The sequence below is a fragment of the Ochrobactrum sp. PL_is501 genome (assembly GCF_055816895.1).
This window is the reverse complement of the sequence record NZ_JBVPGR010000020.1, coordinates 12,522-35,730: the sequence shown is the minus strand read 5'-3', so window position 1 is coordinate 35,730 and position 23,209 is coordinate 12,522. Positions and strand designations below refer to the sequence as shown.

The window sequence follows — 23,209 nt, the reverse complement described above, 5'->3', positions numbered from 1 at the left end:
CGGGGATCAAAATGAGGCGCAGATGAAAGGAATAATTTTAGCTGGCGGCAGCGGAACACGTCTTTATCCTCTGACGATAGCCGTTTCGAAGCAACTTCTTCCGATCTATGATAAGCCGATGATCTATTACCCGCTGAGCGTGCTGATGCTGGCGGGGATCAGGGACGTTCTGGTTATCTCGACACCGCATGATCTGCCGCTTTTCCGCAAGCTGCTCGGAGATGGCAGTGAGTTCGGCATGAATTTCTCCTTCGCGGAACAACCGCAACCTAACGGTTTGGCGGAAGCTTTCATCATCGGTCGCCATTTTATCGGTAGCGACCATGTGGCGATGATTCTCGGCGACAATATATATTTCGGTGATGGCTTGTCCCAGTTGTGCGAAAGCGCTGCCCGTCTGGATAAGGGCGGTTCAGTATTCGCGTACCGGGTGGATGATTCTCAGCGCTATGGCGTGATCGAGTTCGATAAGACGACCGGCAAGGCAATCTCCATCGAGGAAAAGCCCATCAAGCCTAAATCCTCCTGGGCGGTTACGGGGCTGTATTTTTACGACAATGATGTCGTCGATATTGCCGCTTCGCTCAAGCCCTCCGCGCGCGGCGAACTGGAGATTACAGCCATCAACAATATCTATCTTCAGCGTGGCGATCTGGTAGTCCACCAGTTGGGCCGGGGTTATGCCTGGCTCGATACCGGAACGCACGACAGCCTTCAGGATGCGTCGTCTTTCGTGCGTACTATCGAGAAACGGCAAGGCATCAAGATTGCCTGTCCTGAGGAAATCGGGTTCGAAAAAGGCTGGATCGACGGAGCCGCCGTTCTCGAACGGGCGGAAAAACTTGGCCAGACCGAATATGCTGCCTATCTGCGTCGACGGGTCGAGGAAATCGGTAGCGAAAGATGATAGTTCGTCCCTTAGGTTTAGACGGCGTTTTCGAGATCAGCCCGCGTAAAATTGGCGATGACCGGGGCTTTTTCTCCGAGACCTACAATGCGAAATCATTCGCCGAAGCCGGGATTAATCTGACTTTCGTTCAGGACAATCATTCTTATTCGGCCGCCAAGGGCGTCGTGCGTGGTCTTCATTATCAGTTGCCGCCATTTGCGCAGGACAAGCTGGTTCGTGTCACGCGCGGTGCAATTCTCGATGTTGCGGTTGATATCCGCAAAAGCTCGCCCACATTCGGGAGGTGGGTTTCGTTGGAAGTCTCGGCTGAAAAATGGAACCAGATTCTGGTGCCCAAGGGCTTCGCACACGGCTTCATGACGCTCGTGGAGAAAACCGAAGTTATCTACAAGGTGACGAATTATTATTCTCCCGAGCACGACCGCTCGATCCGCTATGATGATCCGGCCATTGGTATCGATTGGTCACTCGCATCTTCAGGCGTCCAGCTTTCCGATAAGGATCGGAAGGCCCCGCATTTTGCTGACGCAGAAGTTTTTGCTTGAGGAAATGATATGAATATTCTCGTTACGGGTGGAGCAGGCTTCATTGGCTCTGCGGTGTGCCGGCATCTGGCTTCCGAGCCCAGGATCAATGTCGTCAATCTCGACAAGCTGACCTATGCAGGCAATCTGGCGTCTCTCCGTCAGATTGAATATCATCCGAATTACAGCTTCCTCCAGGCTGATATTTGTGATGACACGAGCGTTCTGGATGCTCTGCGCGCCAACGAAATCGATGTGGTCATGCATCTGGCGGCAGAAAGCCATGTCGACCGTTCAATCGATGGTCCGGGTGCTTTCATCGAGACGAATATTGTCGGAACGTTTCGCCTGCTGAATGCGGCACTTGCCTATTGGCGGGAACTGCCGGAACCGCGCAAGTCGAGCTTCCGTTTTCACCATATCTCGACGGACGAAGTGTTTGGCGATCTGCCTTTCGACAGCGGTATTTTCACCGAGGAAACGCCCTATAAGCCTTCGTCGCCCTATTCGGCTTCAAAAGCGGCCTCCGACCATCTGGTGCGTGCCTGGCATGAAACCTATGGCCTGCCGGTTGTGTTATCGAATTGTTCGAACAATTACGGTCCGTTCCATTTCCCCGAAAAGCTGATCCCGCTTGTCATTCTCAATGCGCTCGATGAAAAGCCGCTGCCGGTTTATGGGGCCGGGGCGAATGTACGCGACTGGCTCTATGTTGAAGATCATGCGCGGGCCCTCGCTCTGGTTGCGACGACGGGCAAGCTGGGCGAAAGCTACAATATCGGTGGGCGTGCGGAACGCACCAATCTGAATGTGGTGGAAACCATCTGCGCCATTTTGGACAAGAAGCGGCCTCGCGCAAACGGCAAGAGCCATGCCGACCTGATCACCTTCGTGACAGATCGCCCCGGTCATGATCGCCGTTATGCGATCGACGCTTCTAAGATTGAGCGCGAGCTGGGCTGGAAGCCGCAGGAAACTTTCGAGACCGGGCTGGAAAAAACCATTCAATGGTATCTCGACAATGCATGGTGGTGGGAGCCGATCCGCAGCGGTACCTATGCCGGTGAGCGCCTTGGCAACACGGCAGTAAAAGAGGCCAGGGCATGAAAATCGCCGTCACCGGGAGGGAAGGGCAGGTTGTGCAGAGCCTTCTTGAGAAGGCGTCGCAGCGTGCGGACCTCGAGGTCATCGCGCTGGGCCGCCCGGAGCTGGATCTGGCAGAGCCGGACACCGTGCGCAGTGCCATTGAAGCGATCAAGCCCGACATCGTCGTCTCTGCCGCCGCTTATACGGCGGTGGATCTGGCCGAGGATGAGCAGGAACTTGCCTTTGCGGTGAATGCAGCAGGCGCCGGGGCAGTTGCGCAGGCAGCGATGAACTGCGGCGTTTCTGTCATTCATCTGTCCACGGATTATGTTTTCGCGGGCGACGCCGACAAACCCTATGTAGAAACGGACGCGACCGACCCTCGCAGTGTCTACGGAAGTTCCAAGCTTGAAGGTGAGCGTCTCGTAGCGCAAGCCAACCCGCAGCACATCATTTTGCGGACAGCGTGGGTCTATAGTCCTTTCGGCAAGAATTTCGTCAAGACGATGCTGAAGCTCGCGGAGACGCGCGACGTTCTCTCGGTTGTTGCTGACCAGTGGGGCAATCCGACCAGCGCGCTTGATATCGCTGATGCAATTATCCGGGTGGCGAATCATCTGGCGGCGGCACCGGAGTTTTCAGCTTATGGTGTTTATCATCTGGCCGGAACGGGTGATACGAACTGGAGCGGCTTTGCACGCGCCATATTCAGTGAAAGCGCCAGGCTTGGCGGGCCGACGGCGACCGTTACGGATATTGCGACCGCCGGTTACCCGACCAAGGCCGTGCGCCCCGCCAACTCCCGCCTGTCGACGGCCAAATTCCAACAGGCGTTCAACTGGTCGGCACCGCAATGGCAGTCGTCGCTGCAGGACGTCGTATCCCGGCTGATATAGAGCATTTCCAGCAAAAGTGCGAAGCGGTTTTGCGTAGGAGAATGCGTGAAAACAAAGAGATGGAGCGGTTCCCCGATTCCGTTTCAACTGGAACCGCTCTAGCTTTCAGCCAAAGAAGCAAAACAGCAATTATTAACGCAGTCTGCGTTAAGGATTTGATATTGCCCGCCTATACGGATTATGACCCACAATAAGTTGCATGGGATTGCACCATTGTGGGGATGATGATTTTCGGATTCACGTTATAAGATGGCAAGTCTTTTAAGCCCGGCGGGCGCTTGCGGGCGTCGCCTCTTCGATACTGGAAAATCTGGCGGGAAGCATGAGCGGTACATCGCTTAAATTTGGCACGAGCGGTCTGAGAGGACTGGCGGACGAACTGAATGGCCTGCCTGCCTATGCCTATTCCCTTGCTTTCGTCGGAATGCTGTCGGAAGCCGGGAAGCTCCGGAAGGACGACAAGGTCTTTGTTGGTCGCGACCTTCGCCCCTCCAGTCCTGCCATTGCAGCGCTGTGCATGGCGGCAATCGAGGATGCAGGATTTCAGCCCGTCGATTGCGGTGTTTTGCCGACGCCAGCATTGAGCCACTACGCGATCTCGCAGCATGCGCCCAGCATCATGGTCACGGGCAGCCATATTCCCGATGATCGCAACGGGCTGAAATTCTATCGCGCCGACGGGGAAATCGATAAGAACGACGAAAGCGCCATCAGCGCTGCCTATGCCGCCCTGCCTGATAATATCGCCTTCCGCCATCTGCACGAGGCGCCGCTTGGCAGCGATGCCATTGACAACTATGTGCAGCGTTATGTTGCCTTGGCGGGAGATGAAAGCCTTCGGGGATTGCGGGTAGGGGTCTATCAGCACTCTTCTGTGGCACGTGACCTCATCGTCCGCATCCTGACCGAGCTTGGTGCCGAAACCGTACCCCTTGGACGGTCCGATGTATTCGTGCCTGTCGACACGGAAGCCCTGCGCCCCGAGGATATCGAACTTCTCGGTCAGTGGGCCAAGGAAAGCCGCTTCGACGCTATTGTTTCAACAGACGGCGATGCCGATCGCCCGTTGATCGCGGATGAGAACGGGCGTTTCGTCCGGGGCGATCTGGTAGGGGCGATCACCGCGAAATGGCTTGGCGTCGGAACAATCGTGACGCCGGTGACGTCCAATTCCGCTCTTGAAGAGCATTTCGGGCGTGTTGTCAGAACTCGCGTGGGGTCGCCCTATGTCATTGAGGGCATGGAGCAAGCCATCGCGGAGGGCATACGGGCAGTTGTCGGTTTTGAGGCCAATGGCGGTGTGCTGCTGGGCACGGATATGAGCCGTGGCGACCGCGTGCTGGTTGCCCTGCCGACACGCGATGCGCTGCTGCCAATTCTGGGGTGTCTCGGTTCCATCAAGGAAACGGGCAAGCCGCTGTCTGAAATCGCATCCGGTTTCCACTTCCGCGTTGCGCTGAGCGACAGGCTCCAGAACATTCCGCAGGAAAAGAGCCTTGCATTTCTGTCCATGCTGAAGAGCGAGACAAAACGCGACGCGCTGTTTCAAATGGATGATCCGATCGTCCGAACCGAGACGATTGATGGCGTGAAACTCTTCTTCCACTCAGGCAATGCAATTCATTATCGCGCTTCCGGCAACGCGCCGGAACTGCGGTGCTATGTGGAAGCTTCTGGCGAAAGCCAGGCAGAGACGCTTCTGGAAACGGGACTTGCCATCGCCCGCAACGCAACGAAGGACAACTGAGCAATGAGCTTTATTCCTGTCATCATCAGCGGCGGTTCCGGTTCCAGATTGTGGCCGCTTTCGCGCGACGCGCACCCGAAACCATTCATCGAACTGCCCGATGGCAGCACCCTGATCGGCAAGACATACAAGCGCGCGGCACAGCTTGACGGTGTGGACCATATCCTCACCGTCACCAATCGCGACTTCCTGTTCTTGACGCTCGATGCCTATGCGGATGCGAAGGCGCCCAAGGTCGACAACGCATTTCTGCTGGAGCCGCTTGGGCGCGATACGGCGCCTGCTGTCGCGGTTGCGGCCCTGCATGCGGCTGCGACTTTCGGGCCGGATGCCACATTGCTGGTCATGCCCGCCGATCATCTGATCGAGGATGAGGCAGCATTCGCCGAGGCCGTTTCCAAGGCTCGCCAGCTCGCGGAAACCGGGCGCATCGTCACTTTCGGCATCGTGCCCGATCATCCGGAAACCGGTTTCGGTTACATCGAGGCCGAAGGTACGGATGTGCTCCGCTTCGTCGAAAAACCCGACGCCGTAACGGCACAGGCCTATGTGGAAAGCGGCCGGTATTTCTGGAACTCCGGCATGTTCTGTTTCACCGCCGGAACCATGCTCGCAGCGATGCAGCATTTTGCACCGGATATTTTCAATGCCGTGCAGGCTTCACTTGAACATGCCCGGCGCGGCGTCAATGGCGAGACGAAGACCGTCGAAATCGCGAAGGATGAATTTGCGGCGGCGCCTGCGATTTCCATCGACTATGCGATCATGGAAAAGGCCGACAATATTGCCTGCATTCCGGTGTCCTGCGGCTGGTCCGATATCGGTTCCTGGGCAGCCATGGCCGACCTCATCACGCCCGACAGCGAAGGCAACCGCTTGCGGGGCGAAACGGTCATCGAAGACACGACCGACAGCTTTGTCCTGTCTGAAACCCGGCTCGTCAGCTTGGTCGGCGTTCACGATTTGCTTGTCGTGGACACGCCGGACGCATTGCTCGTCGCCCATCGCGACAAGGCGCAGGAAGTGCGCAAGGTCTTCAACAGGCTGCGGGCGAGCGGCCATGAGGCGGCCAAGCTTCACCGCACGGCCCATCGGCCATGGGGCACCTATACGGTTCTGGAAGAGGGCGACGGCTTCAAGATCAAGCGGATCGAGGTGAAGCCGGGGCGTCGCTTGAGCCTTCAGGCGCATCATCACCGGTCCGAGCACTGGATCGTCGTATCCGGCACCGCGAAGGTGACCAATGGCGACCGCGAAATCCTGCTCACGACAAACCAGTCGACCTATATTCCCTGCGGTTTCCGGCACCGGTTGGAAAATCCCGGCATACTGCCGCTCGTGCTCATCGAGGTGCAAAGCGGTGAATATCTGGGCGAAGACGACATCGTGCGCTTCGATGACGTCTATGGCCGCACGTAAGGGCAGGAAACTGCCTGGCGCGGCATTTATTCGGGAACCATTCGCCGCCGCGGATGTTTGCCTTATATGCCCAGCAAGGAACAGGACCCGGCGACCGATGTGATCGGCATGCCGGTCATTGATTTTCAAAAACACGCTCTTTTTTTCGATGTCGACGGAACCCTGCTCGATATCGCCGCCAATCCTGACGGCGTTGTGGTTCCGCCCGACCTGCAGCACTCCCTGTCTGTCATATCCCGGCGGCTGTCCGGTGCGATGGCTCTGGTCACGGGCAGGGCGATCGCGTTCATCGAGGAACGCTTTCCCGATTATCACGGCCCGATAGCGGCGCTGCATGGCGCCGAGTTCCGGCACGCATCCGGGCTGGTAGAACTGATCGAGCCGAGCGAACATTTCCTGATCGCCAGGGATTTTCTGCGGCAGGCCGCGCTTCGCGTCAGCGGCCTTCTTGCCGAAGACAAGGGCAACGCCGTCGCCCTTCATTATCGCGCTGCGCCCGAAAAGGCTGATCTGGCGCATGACCTCATCGAAAAGGCGTCGAAACTCGTCGGGCCTGATTGGACTGTGCAGCCCGGCAAGATGGTTTTCGAGCTACGCCCGGCGATAAGCGACAAGGGCACGGCCCTGCGTCGCTTCATGGGAGAAAAGCCGTTTGCAGGCAGGATTCCGGTCGCATTCGGCGACGATCTTACCGACCTGTCCATGCTGAAGGCGGCAACGGAATGGGGCGGCGCGACCGCCGTGGTTGGACGGACGATTGACCTTCCGCATGCCGCGCGGTTTGCAAACCCCGGCGAGCTTCGCCTGTGGCTTTCCAGCATTCGGAGTGATGGACAGGAAAAGCAATGAAAGGAGCTTGATGTATGGGAAGGCTGATCGTGGTCTCCAATCGTGTTCCCTTGCCCGATGAACAGGGCAAGGCGCCTGCTGGCGGGCTGGCCGTAGCGTTGCAGGCGGCGCTCAACGAACGCGGCGGCATATGGCTCGGTTGGTCCGGCAAGACGCTTCCCGCGCGCCAGTCGCAGGAGCTGACAATCCGCGACGAGGGGCCAATTCGCTACGCCCTGCTTGATCTCCATAAGAAGGATATCGATGAATATTATGCGGGCTTTGCCAACCGCATGCTCTGGCCGCTATGCCACTATCGCCTTGATCTCATCGATTACACGCGCAAGGACATGGCCGGATATTTCCGGGTCAACCGCCTATTTGCGAAGCATCTCCTGCCGATGATCGAGCCGGACGACCTCATCTGGATTCACGATTACCATCTCATTCCCCTGGCTGCGGAACTGCGCAATCTGGGTGTCACCAATCGCATCGGTTTCTTCCTGCACATCCCATGGCCGCCAGCGGATATCCTGTTCACGCTGCCCGTACACGAAACCATCATGCGCGGGTTGGCTTCTTACGATGTTATCGGCTTCCAGACCCGGAATGACGTCGATAATTTCATAGGCTGTCTGCGGCGCGAGAAAATCGGCAAGCCGCTGGATGATAATGGCCTGTTTGAGGCTTTCGGCCATCGGTTTCGCGCCGAGCGTTTCGGTATCGGTATCGAGACCGCTGCCTTCGCGGAAATAGCCAGCAAGGCGCAACGCCATCCAACGGTAAAGCGCATGCGCGAAAGCATGCTGGATCGCGATCTTATCATTGGGGTTGACCGGCTCGATTATTCCAAGGGCATCACCAACCGCATGGAGGCTTTCGAGCATTTCCTGAAAGTCGACCCCGGCAATCGCGGCAAGGTCACTTTTTTGCAGGTCACGCCGAAATCACGTTCGGAAGTGCCGGAATATAAGGACATGCAGCGCGCTGTCGCCGAGCTGGCCGGGCGGGTGAACGGGGCCAACGCCACCGTTGACTGGACGCCGATACGCTACATCAACCGTTCGCTGAACCGGGATGTGCTGGCGGGACTTTACCGGCTGGCTGGCGTGGCGCTGGTCACGCCATTGCGCGACGGCATGAACCTCGTCGCCAAGGAATATGTTGCCGCACAGGATCCTGAAAATCCGGGCGTGCTGGTCCTGTCCCGTTTTGCCGGCGCCGCCCAGGAACTGGACGGCGCGCTGCTGGTCAATCCCTATGATATAGAGGCGGTTGCCCATGCCATGGCCCGCGCGCTTGCCATGCCGCTGGGTGAACGCAAGGAACGATTTGAAAGCATGATGGCCTTCCTGAGCGCGAATGACGTCAACCGTTGGTGTGACGACTTTTTGTGTCGTCTTTCATCAGCTTGACGGTCAGCTCATGGTTTGACAATGCGGCGTCCGCCGGCTTGTTCCGAAACATGAACGTACAGTCGAAGTTTGCCGCATCCGACGTCAGCAGGTCCGTGTGCGATTCGCGAGCATCCTTGGGCGACATGCCGAAACGGTTTTTGAATGCCTTGGTAAATTGCGCGCCATCGTGAAAGCCGCAACGATAGGCGATTTCCTTGAACGACACGTGTCGGCCCCGCTCGTCAACCAGAATGCGATAAGCGCGATCCAGCCTCTTGTCGCGAATGATGCTGGCAATGCCGCCTTCCGCCTCGAAGGTCCGGTAAAGGCTTGAGCGGGAGATACGGAGATTTTTGGTGATGAGGTGCGGCCCAAGCAGCGGGTCGGAAAGATTGTCATCGATATAGGCGAGAATCCGCTTGCGCATGGGCAGGTTGGCTGGAAGGCTTTCGACTACGCCGCCTGTGGTGCCGTTTATGCTTGCACCGAGCAAGGTGAACATCGCGTCCAGCGCTGACTGCGCATTGATCCTGTCCAGGTCCCCGCTCAATGACAGGAGATCATGAAGATAGCTGAAAAGCAGACGCGTCATGGGAATCTCTGCCGACATGTGAAGGCCATGGAGATTTCGCCAGCCGACCATCTTTTCCAGCTCCTCGCGCGGAATCACGACCGTAATGCGCGAGCCCCAGGAACCATGGAGCTTGACCGTCTGGCTGAGGTCGATGAAGACGATATCCCCCGGCTTCGCATCGACATCGACACCGTTGAAATTGCCGCGCAGCTCACCGCTGGCCATGAGTTGCAGGACATAGTGGTCCAGTCCCGCTTGAGCGATAAGCTCTGGCACGCGCGCACGGTTGTGGGACTTGAACGACGTGGCTCCAATCTGAACGGAGCCGATGGAACGGGCAACGATTGATCCAGAGAATTGGTAATCGTCGCCTTCGGCTTCATACATAGGCTTGAGGATTGCGCACCAGAAATCATTGGGCAACCGATCCTCTATCATATCTGTCGAAATTAATGTCTTGTTATCCATGCAAACCGTTCAGCCAAGAACGTGACTATGTGGGGGGAATTATAGATTAGAAATAAATACTATATTGCTTGAATAAGATATTCCTTGTTGTTGCTGCCAATAAATGGGAATTAAATTGCTAGTCGTTGACAATGGGCTTGTCTATACGATTTTGATCATGGCAGATTCTTTATTTCGTGATAAATGATTTTCGGCTAATATAGCAAAGTAGAATATTGTACAGTAGTGTTTAATATTCATTTCGTTTGGGAAAAATACCCGGAGAACCCACAGAAGATAAGTTATCTTGATAAAATCTTATGGAGTACTCATCGCTAGAGCATTGCCAGCAATGCCTGCGCGGGGAAAGCAGTTCACTGGACTGATTTCTAATCCCGCTCTGATGCGTTGGAAGATGCGACAAAACAAATAGTTAGAGCGGTTCCGGCGGTTCCGTTAAAATAGGGAACTGCATCTAATGACGCGGCATGCCTCTCGAAAGCGGGAACCGGTTTGGGGATAAAGACATGTGTAAAAACAAATAGAATACCCTCCCGGCCAGGAACCGCGTTGATTTCGGCAGTTTCAATCTAATATTGTTTGAAACTGTTGTTAACAAGGCTATTTTTTACTGTTTGTGATTGCTTGCCGGGCAAGGTGAACACTGCTCCCGCAGTGGTAGTGAAGGCGTATGGGCATAGAGTACCAGCGCGTTCCTGTTCAGATAGCGGGTATTTTCAATACGGTGCCCGCAGAACCGAAAGCAATTCCGCGGGCCGATTTCAGCGATCAGTAGGGGCTGTCTACCTTACCCATTTCGACATAGATGGTCTTGATCTGGCTGTAATGGGCCAGCGCGGCAATGCCGTTTTCACGCCCGATGCCGGATTGCTTGTACCCGCCGAAAGGCACTTCCACCGGTGTCAGATTATAGGCATTGATCCAGCATGTGCCCGCCTTGATCTGGCCGATGACGCGATGGCCGCGTGCGATATCGGCAGTGAACACGCCAGCGGCAAGTCCGAATTCGGTGTCGTTGGCACGTGCGATCACCTCGTCCTCATCGGAAAATTCGAGCACGCTCATGACCGGGCCGAAGATTTCTTCGCGGGCGATGGTCATCCCGTCCGTGACATCGGTAAAGATGGTAGGCTCGATGAAATAGCCCTTGTCGAAGCCTTGCAGTTTCGGCACGCCGCCGCCGCAGGCAAGCGTTGCGCCTTCTGCCTTGCCCTTTTCGATATAGGACAAAACCTTGTCGCGCTGGGCTGCATTGACAAGCGGGCCCATCTGGGTTGCCTCATCCAACGGGTCGCCAATGCGGATTTTGCGCGTGCGTTCGACCAGCCGTTCGACAAAGCGCTCGCGGACCTTCTTGTGAACGAAAACGCGCGTGCCGTTCGAGCAGACCTGACCGGTCGAATAGAAGTTGCCGAGCATCGCGCCGCCGATAGCGCTTTCAAGGTCGGCATCGTCAAAGACGATAATAGGCGACTTGCCGCCAAGTTCCATGGTGACGTGCTTCAGATGTTCGCCAGCCTGCGCCATGATGCGCTTGCCGGTCGGCACTGAGCCGGTCAGCGAAACCTTTGCCGTCAGGCGATGATTGACGAGCGCGGCCCCCACATCGCCAAAGCCTTGCACGACATTGAACAAGCCATCCGGCAACCCCGCTTCCTTGTAGGCTTCCGCCAGCGCGAGCGCTGAAAGCGGCGTGTTCTCAGAGGGCTTGAAGATGAAGGCATTGCCCATGGCAAGCGCCGGTGCCGATTTCCACGCGGCGATCTGGATCGGATAGTTCCATGCGCCAATGCCGACACAGATCCCGAGCGCTTCGCGGCGCGTATAGGCGAACGAGCCGCCGAGTTCCACGAACTCGCCGTTGAAACCGGAAATGATGCCGCCGAAAAACTCCAGCGCGTCCGCCGCCGAAGCAGCATCGGCCACCAGCGTTTCCTGCAATGCCTTGCCGGTGTCTAGGGTTTCTAGCTTTGAAAGTTTCCTGTTCTTCTCGCGAAGAATATCTGCCGTGCGGCGCAGGATGCGCCCGCGTTCAACTGGCTTCCGCGCCGCCCATTCGCCTTGCGCTTTCAGCGCTGCCGCATAAGCCGCTTCGATCACGCTGGGCGTGGCGGAATAAAGCTTGGCAATCTCCTCACCGGTGGCTGGATAGATGACAGGCAAAGGCTTTCCGGCCTTGTCTTCCACGAATGCGCCGCCGATGAAGTGCGAGGCCTTGGGTTGTGCTTTCATTGTTGTTTCCTTGTTTAAGGCAGTAGGGCAGTAAGGCAATAAGGCAGTATGTTTTTAAGCGCCGGGAACACGACCGCTGCCCTATTGCCTTGACCGCATCAGCGGTCCGCAACCTGCCACCTCGGATTGATCCACGGCTCCTGATTGGAGCGGGCGAGCGGCGTGCGGCCAAGAATGTGGTCGGAGGCTTTTTCGCCTACCATGATCGACGGACCGTTGAGATTACCATTGGTAATGCGCGGGAAGATGGATGAATCCGCAACGCGCAAACCTTCGACGCCAATCACGCGGCATTCAGCATCGACCACGGCCATTGGATCGTCAATCGCCCCCATCTTGCAGGTGCCGCAGGGATGGAAGGCGCTTTCGACATGCTCACGGATGAAATTGTCGATTTCTTCGTCGCTCTGAACATGCGCACCCGGCTGGATTTCCGCTCCCCGATAGGGATTGAACGCGGCCTGCCCGAAGATTTCTCGCGTCAGCCGCACACAATGGCGGAAATCCGCCCAGTCGTCTTCATGCGACATGTAGTTGAACTGGATGATCGGCTTTTCGCGCGGATTGGCTGAACGAAGCGTCACGCTGCCGCGCGATTTGGATCGCATCGGGCCGACATGGGCCTGAAAGCCATGCGATTGCGCCGCAGCCTTGCCGTCATAGCGGATGGCGACCGGCAGGAAATGATACTGGATGTCGGGATATTCCACGCCAGCTTTCGACCGCACAAAGGCGGCGGATTCGAAATGGTTCGTCGCGCCGTCGCCCGTCTTGAAGAACAGCCATTCCGCGCCGATCTTCGCTTTCGAAAACAGGTTCAGCTTGGAATAGAGCGTAATCGGCTGCGTGCATTCCTGCTGGATATAGACTTCCAGATGGTCCTGCAGATTCTGGCCGACGCCGGGGCGATCGGCAACCACGTCGATGCCGTGTTGTTTCAGCTGCGCGGCCGGTCCGATGCCAGAAAGCATGAGAAGCTTCGGCGAATTGATCGATGAAGCGGCAATGATGACCTCGCGCCGCGCACGGATGGTCGAGAAGGTGCGGCCTGCCTCGATTTCCACGCCGACGGCGCGCTTTCCTTCCAGCACCACTTTCCGCGCCAAACCCTTGACCAGCTTGACGTTCGGGCGCTTGAGCGCAGGCTTCAGATAGGCATTGGCGGCAGACCAGCGACGACCGTTGTGGATCGTCTGCTCCATCGGGCCAAAGCCTTCCTGCTTCTCGCCATTATAATCTTCGGTGACTTCAAAGCCCGCCTGCTGGCCGGCCTCCACAAAGGCATGAAACAGCGGATTGTCGCGCTTGCCGCGCTGGATATAGAGCGGGCCGCTGGTGCCGCGCCAGCCTTCCTGTCCACCTTGCGAATTTTCCATCCGCTTGAAATAGGGCAGCACATCGGCATAGGCCCAGCCGCGCGCGCCGCTTTCCGACCAATGGTCGTAGTCGCGGGCATGGCCGCGCACATAGACCATGCCATTGATCGAGGACGATCCGCCAAGCACCTTGCCGCGTGGCGTCACAAGGCTGCGTCCACCGATATGCGGTTCCGGCTCCGTGGAAAAGCCCCAGTCATAGGTCTCCATGTTCATGGGGAAGGAGAGGGCGGCAGGCATCTGGATCAATGGGCCAACGTCAGGAACGCCATATTCGATGACGATCACCGAATATCGCCCGTCTTCCGACAGGCGATAAGCCATGGCCGATCCGGCGGAGCCGGAGCCGATAATGACGAAATCTGCTTCCATGCTCATTTCTTCCCCGCAAGCTGAACCGCGATATAATCTTCCACCAGTGCCGTTGCTCGGGCGGCATCCGGCGCGTCGGCGCCAAGCGCGTGACGGATATAAAGGCCGTCGATCATCGCACCGGCACCCTCCGCGATCCGGTGCGCCTGTTCGCGGCTTGTGAGCTGCTCCAGCGCGAAAACGAGGTTGGAATGAAGGCGGCGCGCATAGATGCGCAACAGCCGCCTTGTGTCTTCCGACTGCTGGGCGTGGATATAGAAGGTCAACCAGGCGGCAATCGTTTCCTGCGCAAATTGCGATGCGGAAAAGTTCACGGCGATGATAGCGGCGATGCGCTGGAGCGGCGTTTCAGCCTGTCCGATTGCCGCGTTGAGATCGCGGCCCAACTCGCGCAGCAGATGCCGCATCGTAGCGAGAATGAGCTTGTCCTTGCCGCCGAAATAATGATGCGCGAGCGCGGGCGATACGCCGGCCTCATGGGCGATCTGCGCAACGGTCACGTCCAGCGAACCGCGCTGGCCGATGGTGCGAATGGCGGCATCGATTAGTTCGCGCCGTCTTAGGGGCTCCATCCCGATCTTGGGCATAATCTTGGTCCGTTCTCAGGCTAATTCCAGCATAGCCTATCTTTGATTGACTCATCAATCAATAAAAACCCATCATGCAAATCATGCGTTTACGCATCGCGGAAGCGGGGCGTGCGGTTGGGGAGGCTTGCCGGGAGGGGTGCGCTTGCTTACATTCAAATGATGAGCAGAGCTTTCACCAAAGAACAGGATGATGCGCCGACCGACCTTGGCGAGCGCCCCGTCAGCCCGCATCGCAATCTCGTCACGCCAACCGGCCTGAAGATGATCGATGATGAAATTGCCCGGCTGCAACGCGAACTGGCCGATGCCAATGTCGCCGGCGAGCGCTCAGCAGTTGCGCGCATTTCGCGCGATCTGCGCTACTGGACGGCGCGGCGCGAAAATGCCGAGCTTTCCACTCCCGCTCCCGACAGTGATGTGGTGCGTTTCGGCATGACGGTGGAACTGGAAAACCTGGATGACGGCAAGGTCCGTCGCTGGACCATCGTTGGCGAGGACGAGGCCGATCCGTCAAACGGCAAGATTTCCCACGTCGCGCCTGTTGCCATCTTGCTGTTCGGCAAGCCGGTCGGCGATGTCGTCAAAATCAACAATGTCGAATGGGAAATCGTGTCGCTGAAAGGGGGTTAACCCTCTACCGCAACCGTATGATCGCGGAAAAACGCTGCGGCGCCAGATTCATCGATTTCGCTGGCCGAAACCATCAGGACAAGTTGGATAACGTCTTCCTGTCCGGCTTCAAGACTGTAGCCATTGAAATAAAGAAACAAATCGGCGGCAGCCAGCCCGGTTCTCTTGTTGCCATCCACAAAAGGATGGTTCTTCAGGATGCCGAACAGATAGGCCGCCGCCAGATCGAAAATGTCGGGATCGCCATAGGCTTCCTTCTGCAGCGGACGCGCCAGCGCTGAATCCAGCAAGCCGGAATCACGAATTCCTGCCGCGCCACCATGCAGGCGCAACTGCTCCTGATGCAGCGCTTCTATGAAGGTCCGCGAATGAAAGTCTATCATTGAGCGAGCACGCGATAGGCGGTCTCATATTTTTTCATCCGCTCGCGGGCAATCTTCATTTTCTTCTCGAAGATTTCCGGGTCTTCGGTGCTTCGGGTCAGTCTCAGCCCGTCCTTATCTGCGGTCAGGACCAAGGTGTCACCCGTCTGCACGTTCAACTGCTCCAGCATTTCCTTCGGGATGATCACACCGTCAGAATTGCCGATCTTGCGCAGGGTCACGTTCATGGGTTTTCTCCTATGTTATAACGCATGATATAACATAGTGCGCCTCCCTTGTCACTGCAAACTACAGCCAACCCTTTCGACGAAAATAATAGAGCGGCAGCAGGGCAGAGGCGACCATCAGAATAAGCGCCATCGGATAGCCCCAGGGGGAGTGCAATTCGGGCATGAAGGAAAAGTTCATGCCGTAGATGGAAGCGACCAGCGTCGGCGGCATGAAGCCGACTGCCGCGACCGAGAAAATCTTGATGATGGCGTTTTGCTCGACCGAGATCAGGCCGACAATCGTATCGAGCAGGAACGTGACCTTGTTGGACAGAAAATCCACATAGGCGGTCAGCGATTGCGTGTCGCGCTCCAGCGACTTGATCCAGCTGCGCGTTTCCTTCTTCCCGGAGGCCGGATTGTTGGTTGCAGACAGATAGACCAGCATGCGGCTGATGCCTGCCAGACTTTCCCGCATCCGCGACAGAAAGGTTCCCTGTCCGCCGATCTGGGTCAATATGTGCCGGAAGTCCTGCGTCGTCATCGGGCGGGCTTTCGGCTGGCGGCGATAGATGGAATGCGAGGCCGCATCGATCTTGCCCGCCACACCTTCCAGAATATCGGCAAGCCGGTTGGTCGTGGCCTCGGTGATGCCGAGCATGATCGAAAGCCCTGAGCATTTGGCCGATATGAGCCCATTGCCCGGCCTGGTGGAGCGCATCACATAGGTCGTGAATGACTTCGGATTGGCGTAGCGCACGGTTATCAGCCGCGTTCCATGCAGGATGAAGGTGACTGGCGCCAGCTCGCGATGGTCGAGATCGACCGCGTGCAGGATGGGGACGGTGAGATACTGCGCACCGGTCTCCATATAAAAACGGCTCGATTCCTCGATTTCCGTCATGTCCTCGCGCGTCGGGATCGAAATTCCCGTCCACGCCTCCACAATGCTGTCCTCGTTCACGCCGGGGGCAAACAGGTCAATCCAGATCACGTTTTCGGGCAACGGGGTGCCCGGTTCGACCTCCACCGCTGCAAGATGGTCCCCGGAAAGGCTGTATAGCGTGATCATGCTGGCACCTGAAGTCTCAATGGGCTTTATCCTCGAAGCGGCACTTTGCGCCAAAATTGTTAACGGAATGCGGCGGTCCGCGCCATCCCCCGCAGCGTGCTTCTTCTTCCTTGTTGACATGTGGGCTTCGCCCGCATAATTCATCAAGTCATCGGATGACTTTGGTGAGGGTATGAAGACAATATCCCGAAAGAGCCTGACGGATGCGGCCATGCAGTCGTTGCGCACGGAGATTACATCGGGCCGCTGGTCGATAGGCGACCAGCTTCCCAACGAAGCTGCGCTTTCGGCCAAGCTGGGCGTGAGCCGCGGCACGGTGCGTGAGGCGGTACGGGCGCTGGTGGCGCAGGGAATGCTTGAAACCCGGCAGGGGTCGGGCACCTATGTCCGTTCCACTGCCGATGCAGCGCGCAGCCTTGACCGTATCCGCCATTCCAGCCTTCGCGACCGATTTGAAACGCGGGCGCTTCTGGAAACGGAAGCCGCGCGCCTTGCCGCACAGCGCGCAACGGCGGAAACGATCACGCATCTGCAACAGATGCTGGCACAGCGGGGCAATCGCGAGCAACTCGGCCGGTCGGTTTTCGTTGCCCGTGACTTTGCCTTTCATGAGGCCATTGTCGCCGCTTCCGGCAACGGCGCATTGATCGAGGCTTACAACCTTTTTTCCGCCTCCATACGCGAATCCATAGAAGCCACGCTCGATGGCGAACTGCCCGAACCGAGCGACGAGGCGCATCGCCAGATCGTGGAAGCCATCGCCTCGGGCGATCCCGACAAGGCCGGAGCGACCGTTCGCCGTTTCATGGCGCCCCTGATTGAAGAACTTGAAAGGTTGCTGGCATCATGAGCCACACGAACACAGCCCTGTCGGACGCGACGGAAAACGAGGCGATGCAGCCAGACGCGCTGGTCGACGCGGAGGCGGACAGCGTTCCGCCGCCGCCTGTCCAGCAGCCGCCCAGCCAGGCGATGCGCATTTTGCTGGGGTTGAGCCTCGTGCTCATCGCTGCCAATCTGCGGCCGGTATTCTCCAGCGTTTCCGTGCTCTTGCCGGAAATCATCGATGCCACCGGCATGTCCTCCATCGCGGCTGGCGTGCTGACCACCTTGCCTGTGGTCTGCCTTGGCGTTTTCGCTCCCTTCGCGCCGCGCCTCGCCCAGCGCTTCGGAGCCGAGCGGGTGCTGCTGTTCGTGCTTCTCGTGCTGACCCTCGGCACGGCGCTGCGCGGGGTGGGCAACTTCTATTCGCTCTATATCGGCGCGACGCTGGCTGGCGCGGCCATTGCGACCGGCAATGTGCTTCTGCCCGGCGTCGTGAAGCGCGATTTTCCGAAAACCGCCGCCATCATGACCGGCCTTTACACGATGGCGCTGTGCGGCGGCGCGGCTTCCGCTGCCGGCTTTACCATTCCGATCAAGGAGATGTTCGGCGGTTCGTGGAACCTCGCTTTGGCGTTTTGGGCCGTTCCGGCAGCGCTTGTTCTGCTTCTGTGGTTGCCGCAGGCCGTGCGCGCAAAGCATAATGTGGCACATTCGGGCTTCCGCGTGATCGGTCTCTGGAAGGACAGGCTGGCCTGGCAGGTCACGCTGTTCATGGGGCTGCAATCCTCCACGGCCTATATCGTCTTTGGATGGCTGGCGCCGATCCTGCGCGAGCAGGGCCTGAGTGCCGCAGCCGCCGGCGGTCTCGTCTCCTTCTCGATCATGGTGCAGGTCGTCACGTGTCTCGGGGTGCCGTCCATTGCCACCCGCCAGAAGAACCAGAGCCTGCTCAATGTCGTCCTGTGTGCCTGCGCGGCCCTGCCGTTGATCGGCTTTCTCTACCTGCCGCAGTGGACCTATTGGGGGCTGGCAGTCGTTCAGGGCATCGGGCAGGGCGGTCTCATTGCCGCCGCCATGATGGTGATCGTTCTGCGCGCGCCAGATTCACACACGGCGGCGCATCTGTCCGGCATGGCGCAATGCGTCGGCTACACGCTCGCCGCGATCGGGCCGTTGATCGTCGGCATGATCCACAGTGCGACGGGCAGTTTTGCCGCCTGCGGCGCGTTCTTCGGCCTGCTCGGGATGGGGGCGGCGGTCGCCGGATGGGGCGCGGGACGGGCCCAGCATGTGGGCGTGCAGGTCATAAATGAGTAAGACGAATATCAAAAAACCCCGGCAAAACCGGGGTTTTTCTTTATCGGCATACGAAAGGGATCAGGCCTTTTCGTAGAGTTCCTCGACATATTCCCAATTGATGAGGCTGTCGACAAAGGCTTCCAGATATTTCGGACGCAGGTTGCGGTAATCGACATAGTAGGAATGTTCCCACACATCGACGCCGAGGATCGGCGTTGCACCATGAACCAGCGGGTTTTCGCCATTCGGGGTCTTGGAGATTTCAAGCTTGCCGTTCTTGACCGACAGCCAGGCCCAGCCCGAACCGAACTGACCGACACCGGCAGCGATGAAATCTTCGCGGAACTTGTCGTAGCCGCCGAGATCCGACTCGATTGCCTTTTCCAGCTTGCCCGGCAGCTTTTTGCCGCCGCCGCCCTTCTTCATCCACTTCCAGAAATGGATGTGGTTGTAGTGCTGGCCGGCATTGTTGAAGAGGCCCTGATTCTTGCCGTAGCTTTCCTTGACGATCTCTTCCAGGCTCTTGCCTTCGAGGCCGGAGCCTTCGAGCAGCTTGTTGCCGTTGGTGACATAGGCCTGATGGTGCTTGTCGTGATGAAGTTCAAGCGTCTCGCGCGACATGAAAGGCGCAAGGGCGTCATAGTCATACGGCAGGGCGGGCAGTTCGAAAGCCATTGGAAACTCTCCTCTTTTCTTCAGCTTATATGGGCAGCTCTTGGCTGGCCGAGCAGATGCTGCCACAAAACTTGCGTGCGGAATCTACATAGGCCGCATCAGTGCGGGCGGCAATGGCGCGAATGAGCAATTCAGCTTCAAGACAATGAATTATTATTGAAATCACAGTAGGATGGCGTAATTCTGAATTTTGAGCGCATCCCGAAAAGTGTGAAACGGTTTTCGGATAAGATGCGCGTCAAAAACAAAGGATTAGAGCCCGGTCTGATCCAATCAAGATCGAAACGCGCTCTAACTCTTCGCGATGCGCGGCAGCCCCCGCAGGAGGAAACGGTGTCCCACAGTTCTTATGTCTTCGACGCTTATGGCACATTGTTCGATGTCCATTCGGCGGTGCGGCGGCATGCGGACAAGGCCGGACCGGACGGGCGGGCATTTTCCGAGCTGTGGCGGGCAAAGCAGCTCGAATATTCCTGGGTTCTGAGCCTGATGGGAGCCTATAGCGACTTCTGGAAACTCACCGAGGAATCGCTTGGTTTTGCATTCGCCTGCTATCCTTCCGTTGATCCCGCTCTGCGCAATGATCTGCTTGACGCCTATTGGAAGCTTGATTGCTATCCGGAAGTGCCAGCTGCCCTCAAAAGCCTGAAGGAGAAGGGGGCGCGGCTTGCAATCCTCTCCAACGGGTCGCCCGCAATGCTGGAATCCGCCGTCCGTTCGGCTGCCCTCGATGTTTTGCTGGACGACGTGATTTCGGTCGATGAAGTCAGGAAGTACAAGACCGCCCCGGCGGTCTACGAACTCATCACCCTGCATTGGCGGCTTTATCCGTCGGCGATCTCGTTCCAGTCCTCGAATCGCTGGGACGTGGCAGGCGCGGTCCGGTTCGGCATGCGTGGGGTCTGGATCAACCGCTCCAACCAGCCCGACGAATACAGGCAGTTTGCTCCCGCACTCATTCTCCCAAGCCTTCAACTGCTCGACTGAATGCTCACTAAAATTTGAACGTTCCCGGTTTATTGAAAGCCGGTCCGTGAACCCAAAATTGTGTCGCGGCTGCAACACGAGCCATGCTGGTGGGCCTTTGCCATGTTTAGGCCGCATTAAGAACGGGCGTACGCCACATTTTTCGGGCGTTTTCCGTGCAACCGAATACCGGAAATTGCCGTTTAGGGCCGTTTCGATGGTTCGCCGCCGATCCGCCACAATTGGCCGGGTCGCAATTCGTTAACCCTGAATGTGTATCTGTAACTCCTCCCGTCACTAAACTGGTTTTCATATGCAAACGACCCTTACCCGCCGTTCCTTCCTGACGGCAATGACAGCGACAGCGGCGGCCGGCCTGGCCGGTTGCGCTCAGTTGGGGCAGAATGTTCCAATCATTGATGTGGATCAGTCGGGCAACCCGATCAACCGCACCCCGCAGGCCAATGTGGACTCCTCCTATGGCGGCTGGGCGCAGATGTATGCCGCCGTGGATGATGGCGGCTTCCAGCTTCCGGCGATCCCGATCCAGAAGATGGACAAGCGCTATCTGCGTCAGGTTGTGCAGGACCCGACCGGCGAACTGCCGGGCACCATCGTCATCGATACGGCGAACCGCTTCTGCTATCTGGTCCTCGAAGGCGGTCAGGCAATGCGCTACGGCGTCGGCATTGGCCGTGAAGGATTTGCATGGTCTGGCCGTGCTGTGATCCAGTACAAGCGCCAGTGGCCGCGCTGGACCCCGCCGGACGAAATGATTGCCCGCCAGCCGGAACTTATGCCTTACAGCGCCAAGAACGGCGGCATGGCTCCGGGCCTCAAGAACCCGCTCGGCGCCCGCGCGCTCTATATTTTCCAGGACGGCAAGGACACGCTGTACCGCCTGCACGGCAATCCGGAATGGTGGTCAATCGGCAAGGCGGTCTCTTCGGGCTGCGTGCGTTTCCTGAACCAGGACATCATCGATCTCTACGATCGTGTTCCAGCCAAGGCGCCGATTCTCGTAATGTGAGCTTAGGGGAATAGGGCAGTAAGGCAGTAGGGCAATATGTTTGCTTGACTGAAACCTTCTGCCCTATTTCACTTACTGCCTTACTGCCTTACTGCCTTACTTCACCGCTTGAAACTGCCCAGAATCCCGCGCACGAGTGCACGCCCCAGCGAATTGCCGACCGACCGGACAACGGATTTCATGGCTGCTTCCGCCACCGTCTGGCGGCCGGAGCGGCGGCCGGTACCGAGCACCGTACCGGCGATCTCGCCAAAGATGCCGCCGCCGCCTTCTTCCTCTTCCTTGCCCTTTTGCTGGGCTGCCGCCGCATTCTGCGCCTTGCGGGCCAGCATTTCGAAAGCGGAATCGCGGTCCACAGCCTGATCGTACTGCCCGGCAACTGGGCTTGCGGCGATGATCTTCGCGCGTTCTTCCGGCGTCAGCGGTCCGATGCGTGACGAGGGCGGGCGAATGAGGGTGCGCTGCACGATGGAGGGCACACCTTTGGCCTGAAGCGTGGAAACCAGCGCTTCGCCGGTGGCAAGATTGGTGATTGCCTGAAACGTGTTGAAATCCGGGTTCGGACGGAACGTGTCGGCTGCGGTCTTCACGGCATTGGTCTCACGCGGCGTATAGGCGCGAAGCGCATGCTGCACGCGGTTGCCGAGCTGCGCCAGAACCGTTTCCGGCACATCGAGCGGGTTCTGCGTCACGAAATAAACGCCGACGCCCTTGGAGCGGATCAGGCGCACGACCTGCTCGACGCGGTCGATCAGCGCCTTCGGCGCCTCATCAAAGAGAAGATGGGCCTCGTCGAAGAAGAAGACGAGCTTCGGCTTGTCGGGGTCGCCCACTTCCGGCAGTTCCTCGAACAGTTCCGACATCAGCCACAGCAGGAAAGTCGAATAGAGGCGAGGGCTCATCATAAGCTTGTCGGCTGCAAGCACGCTCACGACACCGCGCCCGTCGGTGGTGGTGCGCATCAGATCGGAAATCCTCAGCGCCGGTTCTCCGAAGAATTTCGAGCCGCCTTGCTGGTCGAGAACCAGAAGCGAGCGCTGGATCGCGCCGACCGAGGTCTTGTTGACGTTGCCGTACTTCGCCGAAAGCTCCGCCGAACGGTCCGCCATTTCAGCGAGAATGGCCTGCAGGTCCTTGAGATCCAGAAGCAGCAAGCCTTCTTCGTCCGCCAGGCGGAAGGCGATGTTCAGCACGCCTTCCTGCGCGTCGGTCAGGTTCATGAGGCGAGACAGCAGCAGCGGCCCCATTTCGGAAATGGTGGCGCGGACGGGATGGCCCTGTTCGCCGAAAATATCCCAGAAGATCACCGGCGCGGCGCGCATGTCATAAGGGTCGAGCTTCACTTCCGATGCGCGCTTGAGCAGCCCGTCATTTTGAACGCCGATAGCGCCGATGCCGGACAGGTCGCCCTTGATGTCGGCGCAGAACACCGGAACGCCAGCCGCCGAAAAGCTTTCGGCCAGAACCTGCAAGGTCACCGTCTTGCCGGTGCCGGTCGCGCCGGTGACGAGGCCGTGCCGGTTGCCGTATTTCAGCGCTAGATATTCCGGCTGCTGGTAGGAGTCGTCTGGCTTGCGGCTCGCGCCAAGAAAAATAGCGTCTTCGGCAGTCATCAGGCGGCTTGCTCCCTCTGTTCAACTCACTCAACGTATAAACGCCGCTCGTCGTCACGACAAGGAAAAGCCGTGGCTTGCCTCCAAA

Annotated in this window: 22 protein-coding genes; 13 read left to right on the top strand and 9 right to left on the bottom strand. The window is 58.0% G+C overall.

Going from position 1 to position 23,209, the window contains the following annotated elements; genetic code table 11:
* Positions 1-22 precede the first annotated feature (22 nt).
* The 8 genes from rfbA (at position 23) to otsA (ending at position 8,825) form a co-directional block, all read left to right on the top strand.
* Entirely contained in the window at positions 23-907 is an 885-nt protein-coding gene (rfbA, locus tag AC0TOF_RS01530) for a glucose-1-phosphate thymidylyltransferase RfbA (protein WP_473766961.1), read from the top strand.
* Positions 904-1,455, top strand: coding sequence for a dTDP-4-dehydrorhamnose 3,5-epimerase (gene rfbC, locus AC0TOF_RS01525; RefSeq protein ID WP_473766960.1), 552 nt, complete (start codon positions 904-906; stop codon positions 1,453-1,455). Before rfbA ends, rfbC begins: the two co-directional genes overlap by 4 nt.
* 9 nt (positions 1,456-1,464) lie before the next feature.
* Complete coding sequence (gene rfbB, locus AC0TOF_RS01520; RefSeq protein WP_473766959.1) at positions 1,465-2,541, top strand: dTDP-glucose 4,6-dehydratase; 1,077 nt, start codon at positions 1,465-1,467, stop codon at positions 2,539-2,541.
* Positions 2,538-3,416 carry a dTDP-4-dehydrorhamnose reductase gene (gene rfbD / locus AC0TOF_RS01515; protein WP_473766958.1) on the top strand — a complete coding sequence of 293 codons (879 nt, stop codon included), beginning with the start codon at positions 2,538-2,540 and terminating at the stop codon, positions 3,414-3,416. Before rfbB ends, rfbD begins: the two co-directional genes overlap by 4 nt.
* Positions 3,417-3,738: 322 nt before the next feature.
* Positions 3,739-5,163: a phosphomannomutase gene (locus AC0TOF_RS01510; RefSeq protein ID WP_473766957.1), complete on the top strand. Its 1,425-nt coding sequence runs from the start codon at positions 3,739-3,741 to the stop codon at positions 5,161-5,163.
* Positions 5,164-5,166: 3 nt separating this feature from the next.
* The gene (locus AC0TOF_RS01505) at positions 5,167-6,582 is read left to right on the top strand and encodes a mannose-1-phosphate guanylyltransferase/mannose-6-phosphate isomerase (protein WP_473766956.1); all 1,416 of its coding nucleotides are present in this window, start codon (positions 5,167-5,169) and stop codon (positions 6,580-6,582) included.
* A 66-nt stretch (positions 6,583-6,648) separates the two neighbouring features.
* Positions 6,649-7,431, top strand: coding sequence for a trehalose-phosphatase (gene otsB, locus AC0TOF_RS01500; protein ID WP_473766955.1), 783 nt, complete (start codon positions 6,649-6,651; stop codon positions 7,429-7,431).
* 14 nt (positions 7,432-7,445) lie between these two features.
* Positions 7,446-8,825 carry an alpha,alpha-trehalose-phosphate synthase (UDP-forming) gene (gene otsA / locus AC0TOF_RS01495; RefSeq protein WP_473766954.1) on the top strand — a complete coding sequence of 460 codons (1,380 nt, stop codon included), beginning with the start codon at positions 7,446-7,448 and terminating at the stop codon, positions 8,823-8,825.
* Here otsA and AC0TOF_RS01490 read toward each other — a convergent pair.
* The 4 genes from AC0TOF_RS01490 to betI form a co-directional block, all read right to left on the bottom strand.
* Complete coding sequence (locus AC0TOF_RS01490; protein WP_473766953.1) at positions 8,779-9,849, bottom strand: helix-turn-helix domain-containing protein; 1,071 nt, start codon at positions 9,847-9,849, stop codon at positions 8,779-8,781. The genes otsA and AC0TOF_RS01490 overlap by 47 nt on opposite strands.
* A 768-nt stretch (positions 9,850-10,617) precedes the next feature.
* Positions 10,618-12,081: a betaine-aldehyde dehydrogenase gene (betB, locus tag AC0TOF_RS01485; protein ID WP_473766952.1), complete on the bottom strand. Its 1,464-nt coding sequence runs from the start codon at positions 12,079-12,081 to the stop codon at positions 10,618-10,620.
* Between the two features lie 98 nt (positions 12,082-12,179).
* Positions 12,180-13,829: a choline dehydrogenase gene (betA, locus tag AC0TOF_RS01480; RefSeq protein ID WP_473766965.1), complete on the bottom strand. Its 1,650-nt coding sequence runs from the start codon at positions 13,827-13,829 to the stop codon at positions 12,180-12,182.
* A gap of 2 nt (positions 13,830-13,831) precedes the next feature.
* Positions 13,832-14,416: a transcriptional regulator BetI gene (betI, locus tag AC0TOF_RS01475; protein ID WP_473766951.1), complete on the bottom strand. Its 585-nt coding sequence runs from the start codon at positions 14,414-14,416 to the stop codon at positions 13,832-13,834.
* Between the two features lie 162 nt (positions 14,417-14,578).
* On the opposite strand from betI, the gene AC0TOF_RS01470 reads away from it, so the two are divergent.
* Complete coding sequence (locus AC0TOF_RS01470) at positions 14,579-15,049, top strand: GreA/GreB family elongation factor (protein WP_122003309.1); 471 nt, start codon at positions 14,579-14,581, stop codon at positions 15,047-15,049.
* Here the strand turns inward: AC0TOF_RS01470 and AC0TOF_RS01465 are convergent.
* From AC0TOF_RS01465 to AC0TOF_RS01455, 3 genes are all read right to left on the bottom strand, one after another.
* Positions 15,046-15,432 (bottom strand): type II toxin-antitoxin system death-on-curing family toxin, encoded by a 387-nt coding sequence (locus tag AC0TOF_RS01465; protein WP_473766950.1) that lies wholly within the window; start codon positions 15,430-15,432, stop codon positions 15,046-15,048. The two genes, AC0TOF_RS01470 and AC0TOF_RS01465, sit on opposite strands and share 4 nt — an antisense overlap.
* Positions 15,429-15,659, bottom strand: coding sequence for an AbrB/MazE/SpoVT family DNA-binding domain-containing protein (locus tag AC0TOF_RS01460; protein WP_061347202.1), 231 nt, complete (start codon positions 15,657-15,659; stop codon positions 15,429-15,431). The genes AC0TOF_RS01465 and AC0TOF_RS01460 overlap by 4 nt, the downstream gene beginning before the upstream one ends.
* Positions 15,660-15,720: 61 nt before the next feature.
* Positions 15,721-16,713 carry a magnesium transporter CorA family protein gene (locus AC0TOF_RS01455; protein WP_122003277.1) on the bottom strand — a complete coding sequence of 331 codons (993 nt, stop codon included), beginning with the start codon at positions 16,711-16,713 and terminating at the stop codon, positions 15,721-15,723.
* A 172-nt stretch (positions 16,714-16,885) separates the two neighbouring features.
* On the opposite strand from AC0TOF_RS01455, the gene AC0TOF_RS01450 reads away from it, so the two are divergent.
* Positions 16,886-17,563, top strand: coding sequence for a FadR/GntR family transcriptional regulator (locus tag AC0TOF_RS01450; RefSeq protein WP_473766949.1), 678 nt, complete (start codon positions 16,886-16,888; stop codon positions 17,561-17,563).
* Positions 17,560-18,855 (top strand): CynX/NimT family MFS transporter, encoded by a 1,296-nt coding sequence (locus AC0TOF_RS01445; protein WP_473766948.1) that lies wholly within the window; start codon positions 17,560-17,562, stop codon positions 18,853-18,855. The genes AC0TOF_RS01450 and AC0TOF_RS01445 overlap by 4 nt, the downstream gene beginning before the upstream one ends.
* 60 nt (positions 18,856-18,915) lie before the next feature.
* Here AC0TOF_RS01445 and AC0TOF_RS01440 read toward each other — a convergent pair whose 3' ends face one another.
* Positions 18,916-19,512, bottom strand: coding sequence for a superoxide dismutase (locus AC0TOF_RS01440; RefSeq protein ID WP_122003280.1), 597 nt, complete (start codon positions 19,510-19,512; stop codon positions 18,916-18,918).
* Between the two features lie 333 nt (positions 19,513-19,845).
* Between AC0TOF_RS01440 and AC0TOF_RS01435 the strand changes: the two genes are divergently transcribed.
* Together AC0TOF_RS01435 and AC0TOF_RS01430 are read left to right on the top strand one after the other, a co-directional pair.
* Positions 19,846-20,499: a haloacid dehalogenase type II gene (locus tag AC0TOF_RS01435; protein WP_473766947.1), complete on the top strand. Its 654-nt coding sequence runs from the start codon at positions 19,846-19,848 to the stop codon at positions 20,497-20,499.
* 292 nt (positions 20,500-20,791) lie between these two features.
* Complete coding sequence (locus tag AC0TOF_RS01430) at positions 20,792-21,508, top strand: L,D-transpeptidase (RefSeq protein WP_122003282.1); 717 nt, start codon at positions 20,792-20,794, stop codon at positions 21,506-21,508.
* 101 nt (positions 21,509-21,609) lie between these two features.
* Here the strand turns inward: AC0TOF_RS01430 and AC0TOF_RS01425 are convergent, their stop codons facing one another.
* The gene (locus AC0TOF_RS01425) at positions 21,610-23,121 is read right to left on the bottom strand and encodes a helicase HerA-like C-terminal domain-containing protein (RefSeq protein WP_122003284.1); all 1,512 of its coding nucleotides are present in this window, start codon (positions 23,119-23,121) and stop codon (positions 21,610-21,612) included.
* Between the last annotated feature and the right edge of the window lie 88 nt (positions 23,122-23,209).

What these genes read in the sequence shown, in the direction of transcription:
- betA (WP_473766965.1), bottom strand. Translation starts at nt 13,829, where the DNA reads ATGGAAGCAGATTTCGTCATTATCGGCTCCGGCTCCGCCGGATCGGCC.
- rfbB (WP_473766959.1), top strand. Translation starts at nt 1,465, where the DNA reads ATGAATATTCTCGTTACGGGTGGAGCAGGCTTCATTGGCTCTGCGGTG.
- AC0TOF_RS01440 (WP_122003280.1), bottom strand. Translation starts at nt 19,512, where the DNA reads ATGGCTTTCGAACTGCCCGCCCTGCCGTATGACTATGACGCCCTTGCG.
- AC0TOF_RS01450 (WP_473766949.1), top strand. Translation starts at nt 16,886, where the DNA reads ATGAAGACAATATCCCGAAAGAGCCTGACGGATGCGGCCATGCAGTCG.
- rfbC (WP_473766960.1), top strand. Translation starts at nt 904, where the DNA reads ATGATAGTTCGTCCCTTAGGTTTAGACGGCGTTTTCGAGATCAGCCCG.
- AC0TOF_RS01430 (WP_122003282.1), top strand. Translation starts at nt 20,792, where the DNA reads ATGCAAACGACCCTTACCCGCCGTTCCTTCCTGACGGCAATGACAGCG.
- otsB (WP_473766955.1), top strand. Translation starts at nt 6,649, where the DNA reads ATGCCCAGCAAGGAACAGGACCCGGCGACCGATGTGATCGGCATGCCG.
- AC0TOF_RS01425 (WP_122003284.1), bottom strand. Translation starts at nt 23,121, where the DNA reads ATGACTGCCGAAGACGCTATTTTTCTTGGCGCGAGCCGCAAGCCAGAC.
- otsA (WP_473766954.1), top strand. Translation starts at nt 7,446, where the DNA reads ATGGGAAGGCTGATCGTGGTCTCCAATCGTGTTCCCTTGCCCGATGAA.
- betB (WP_473766952.1), bottom strand. Translation starts at nt 12,081, where the DNA reads ATGAAAGCACAACCCAAGGCCTCGCACTTCATCGGCGGCGCATTCGTG.
- AC0TOF_RS01470 (WP_122003309.1), top strand. Translation starts at nt 14,579, where the DNA reads ATGAGCAGAGCTTTCACCAAAGAACAGGATGATGCGCCGACCGACCTT.
- AC0TOF_RS01505 (WP_473766956.1), top strand. Translation starts at nt 5,167, where the DNA reads ATGAGCTTTATTCCTGTCATCATCAGCGGCGGTTCCGGTTCCAGATTG.
- AC0TOF_RS01490 (WP_473766953.1), bottom strand. Translation starts at nt 9,849, where the DNA reads ATGGATAACAAGACATTAATTTCGACAGATATGATAGAGGATCGGTTG.
- rfbD (WP_473766958.1), top strand. Translation starts at nt 2,538, where the DNA reads ATGAAAATCGCCGTCACCGGGAGGGAAGGGCAGGTTGTGCAGAGCCTT.
- AC0TOF_RS01445 (WP_473766948.1), top strand. Translation starts at nt 17,560, where the DNA reads ATGAGCCACACGAACACAGCCCTGTCGGACGCGACGGAAAACGAGGCG.
- betI (WP_473766951.1), bottom strand. Translation starts at nt 14,416, where the DNA reads ATGCCCAAGATCGGGATGGAGCCCCTAAGACGGCGCGAACTAATCGAT.
- AC0TOF_RS01455 (WP_122003277.1), bottom strand. Translation starts at nt 16,713, where the DNA reads ATGATCACGCTATACAGCCTTTCCGGGGACCATCTTGCAGCGGTGGAG.
- rfbA (WP_473766961.1), top strand. Translation starts at nt 23, where the DNA reads ATGAAAGGAATAATTTTAGCTGGCGGCAGCGGAACACGTCTTTATCCT.
- AC0TOF_RS01465 (WP_473766950.1), bottom strand. Translation starts at nt 15,432, where the DNA reads ATGATAGACTTTCATTCGCGGACCTTCATAGAAGCGCTGCATCAGGAG.
- AC0TOF_RS01460 (WP_061347202.1), bottom strand. Translation starts at nt 15,659, where the DNA reads ATGAACGTGACCCTGCGCAAGATCGGCAATTCTGACGGTGTGATCATC.
- AC0TOF_RS01510 (WP_473766957.1), top strand. Translation starts at nt 3,739, where the DNA reads ATGAGCGGTACATCGCTTAAATTTGGCACGAGCGGTCTGAGAGGACTG.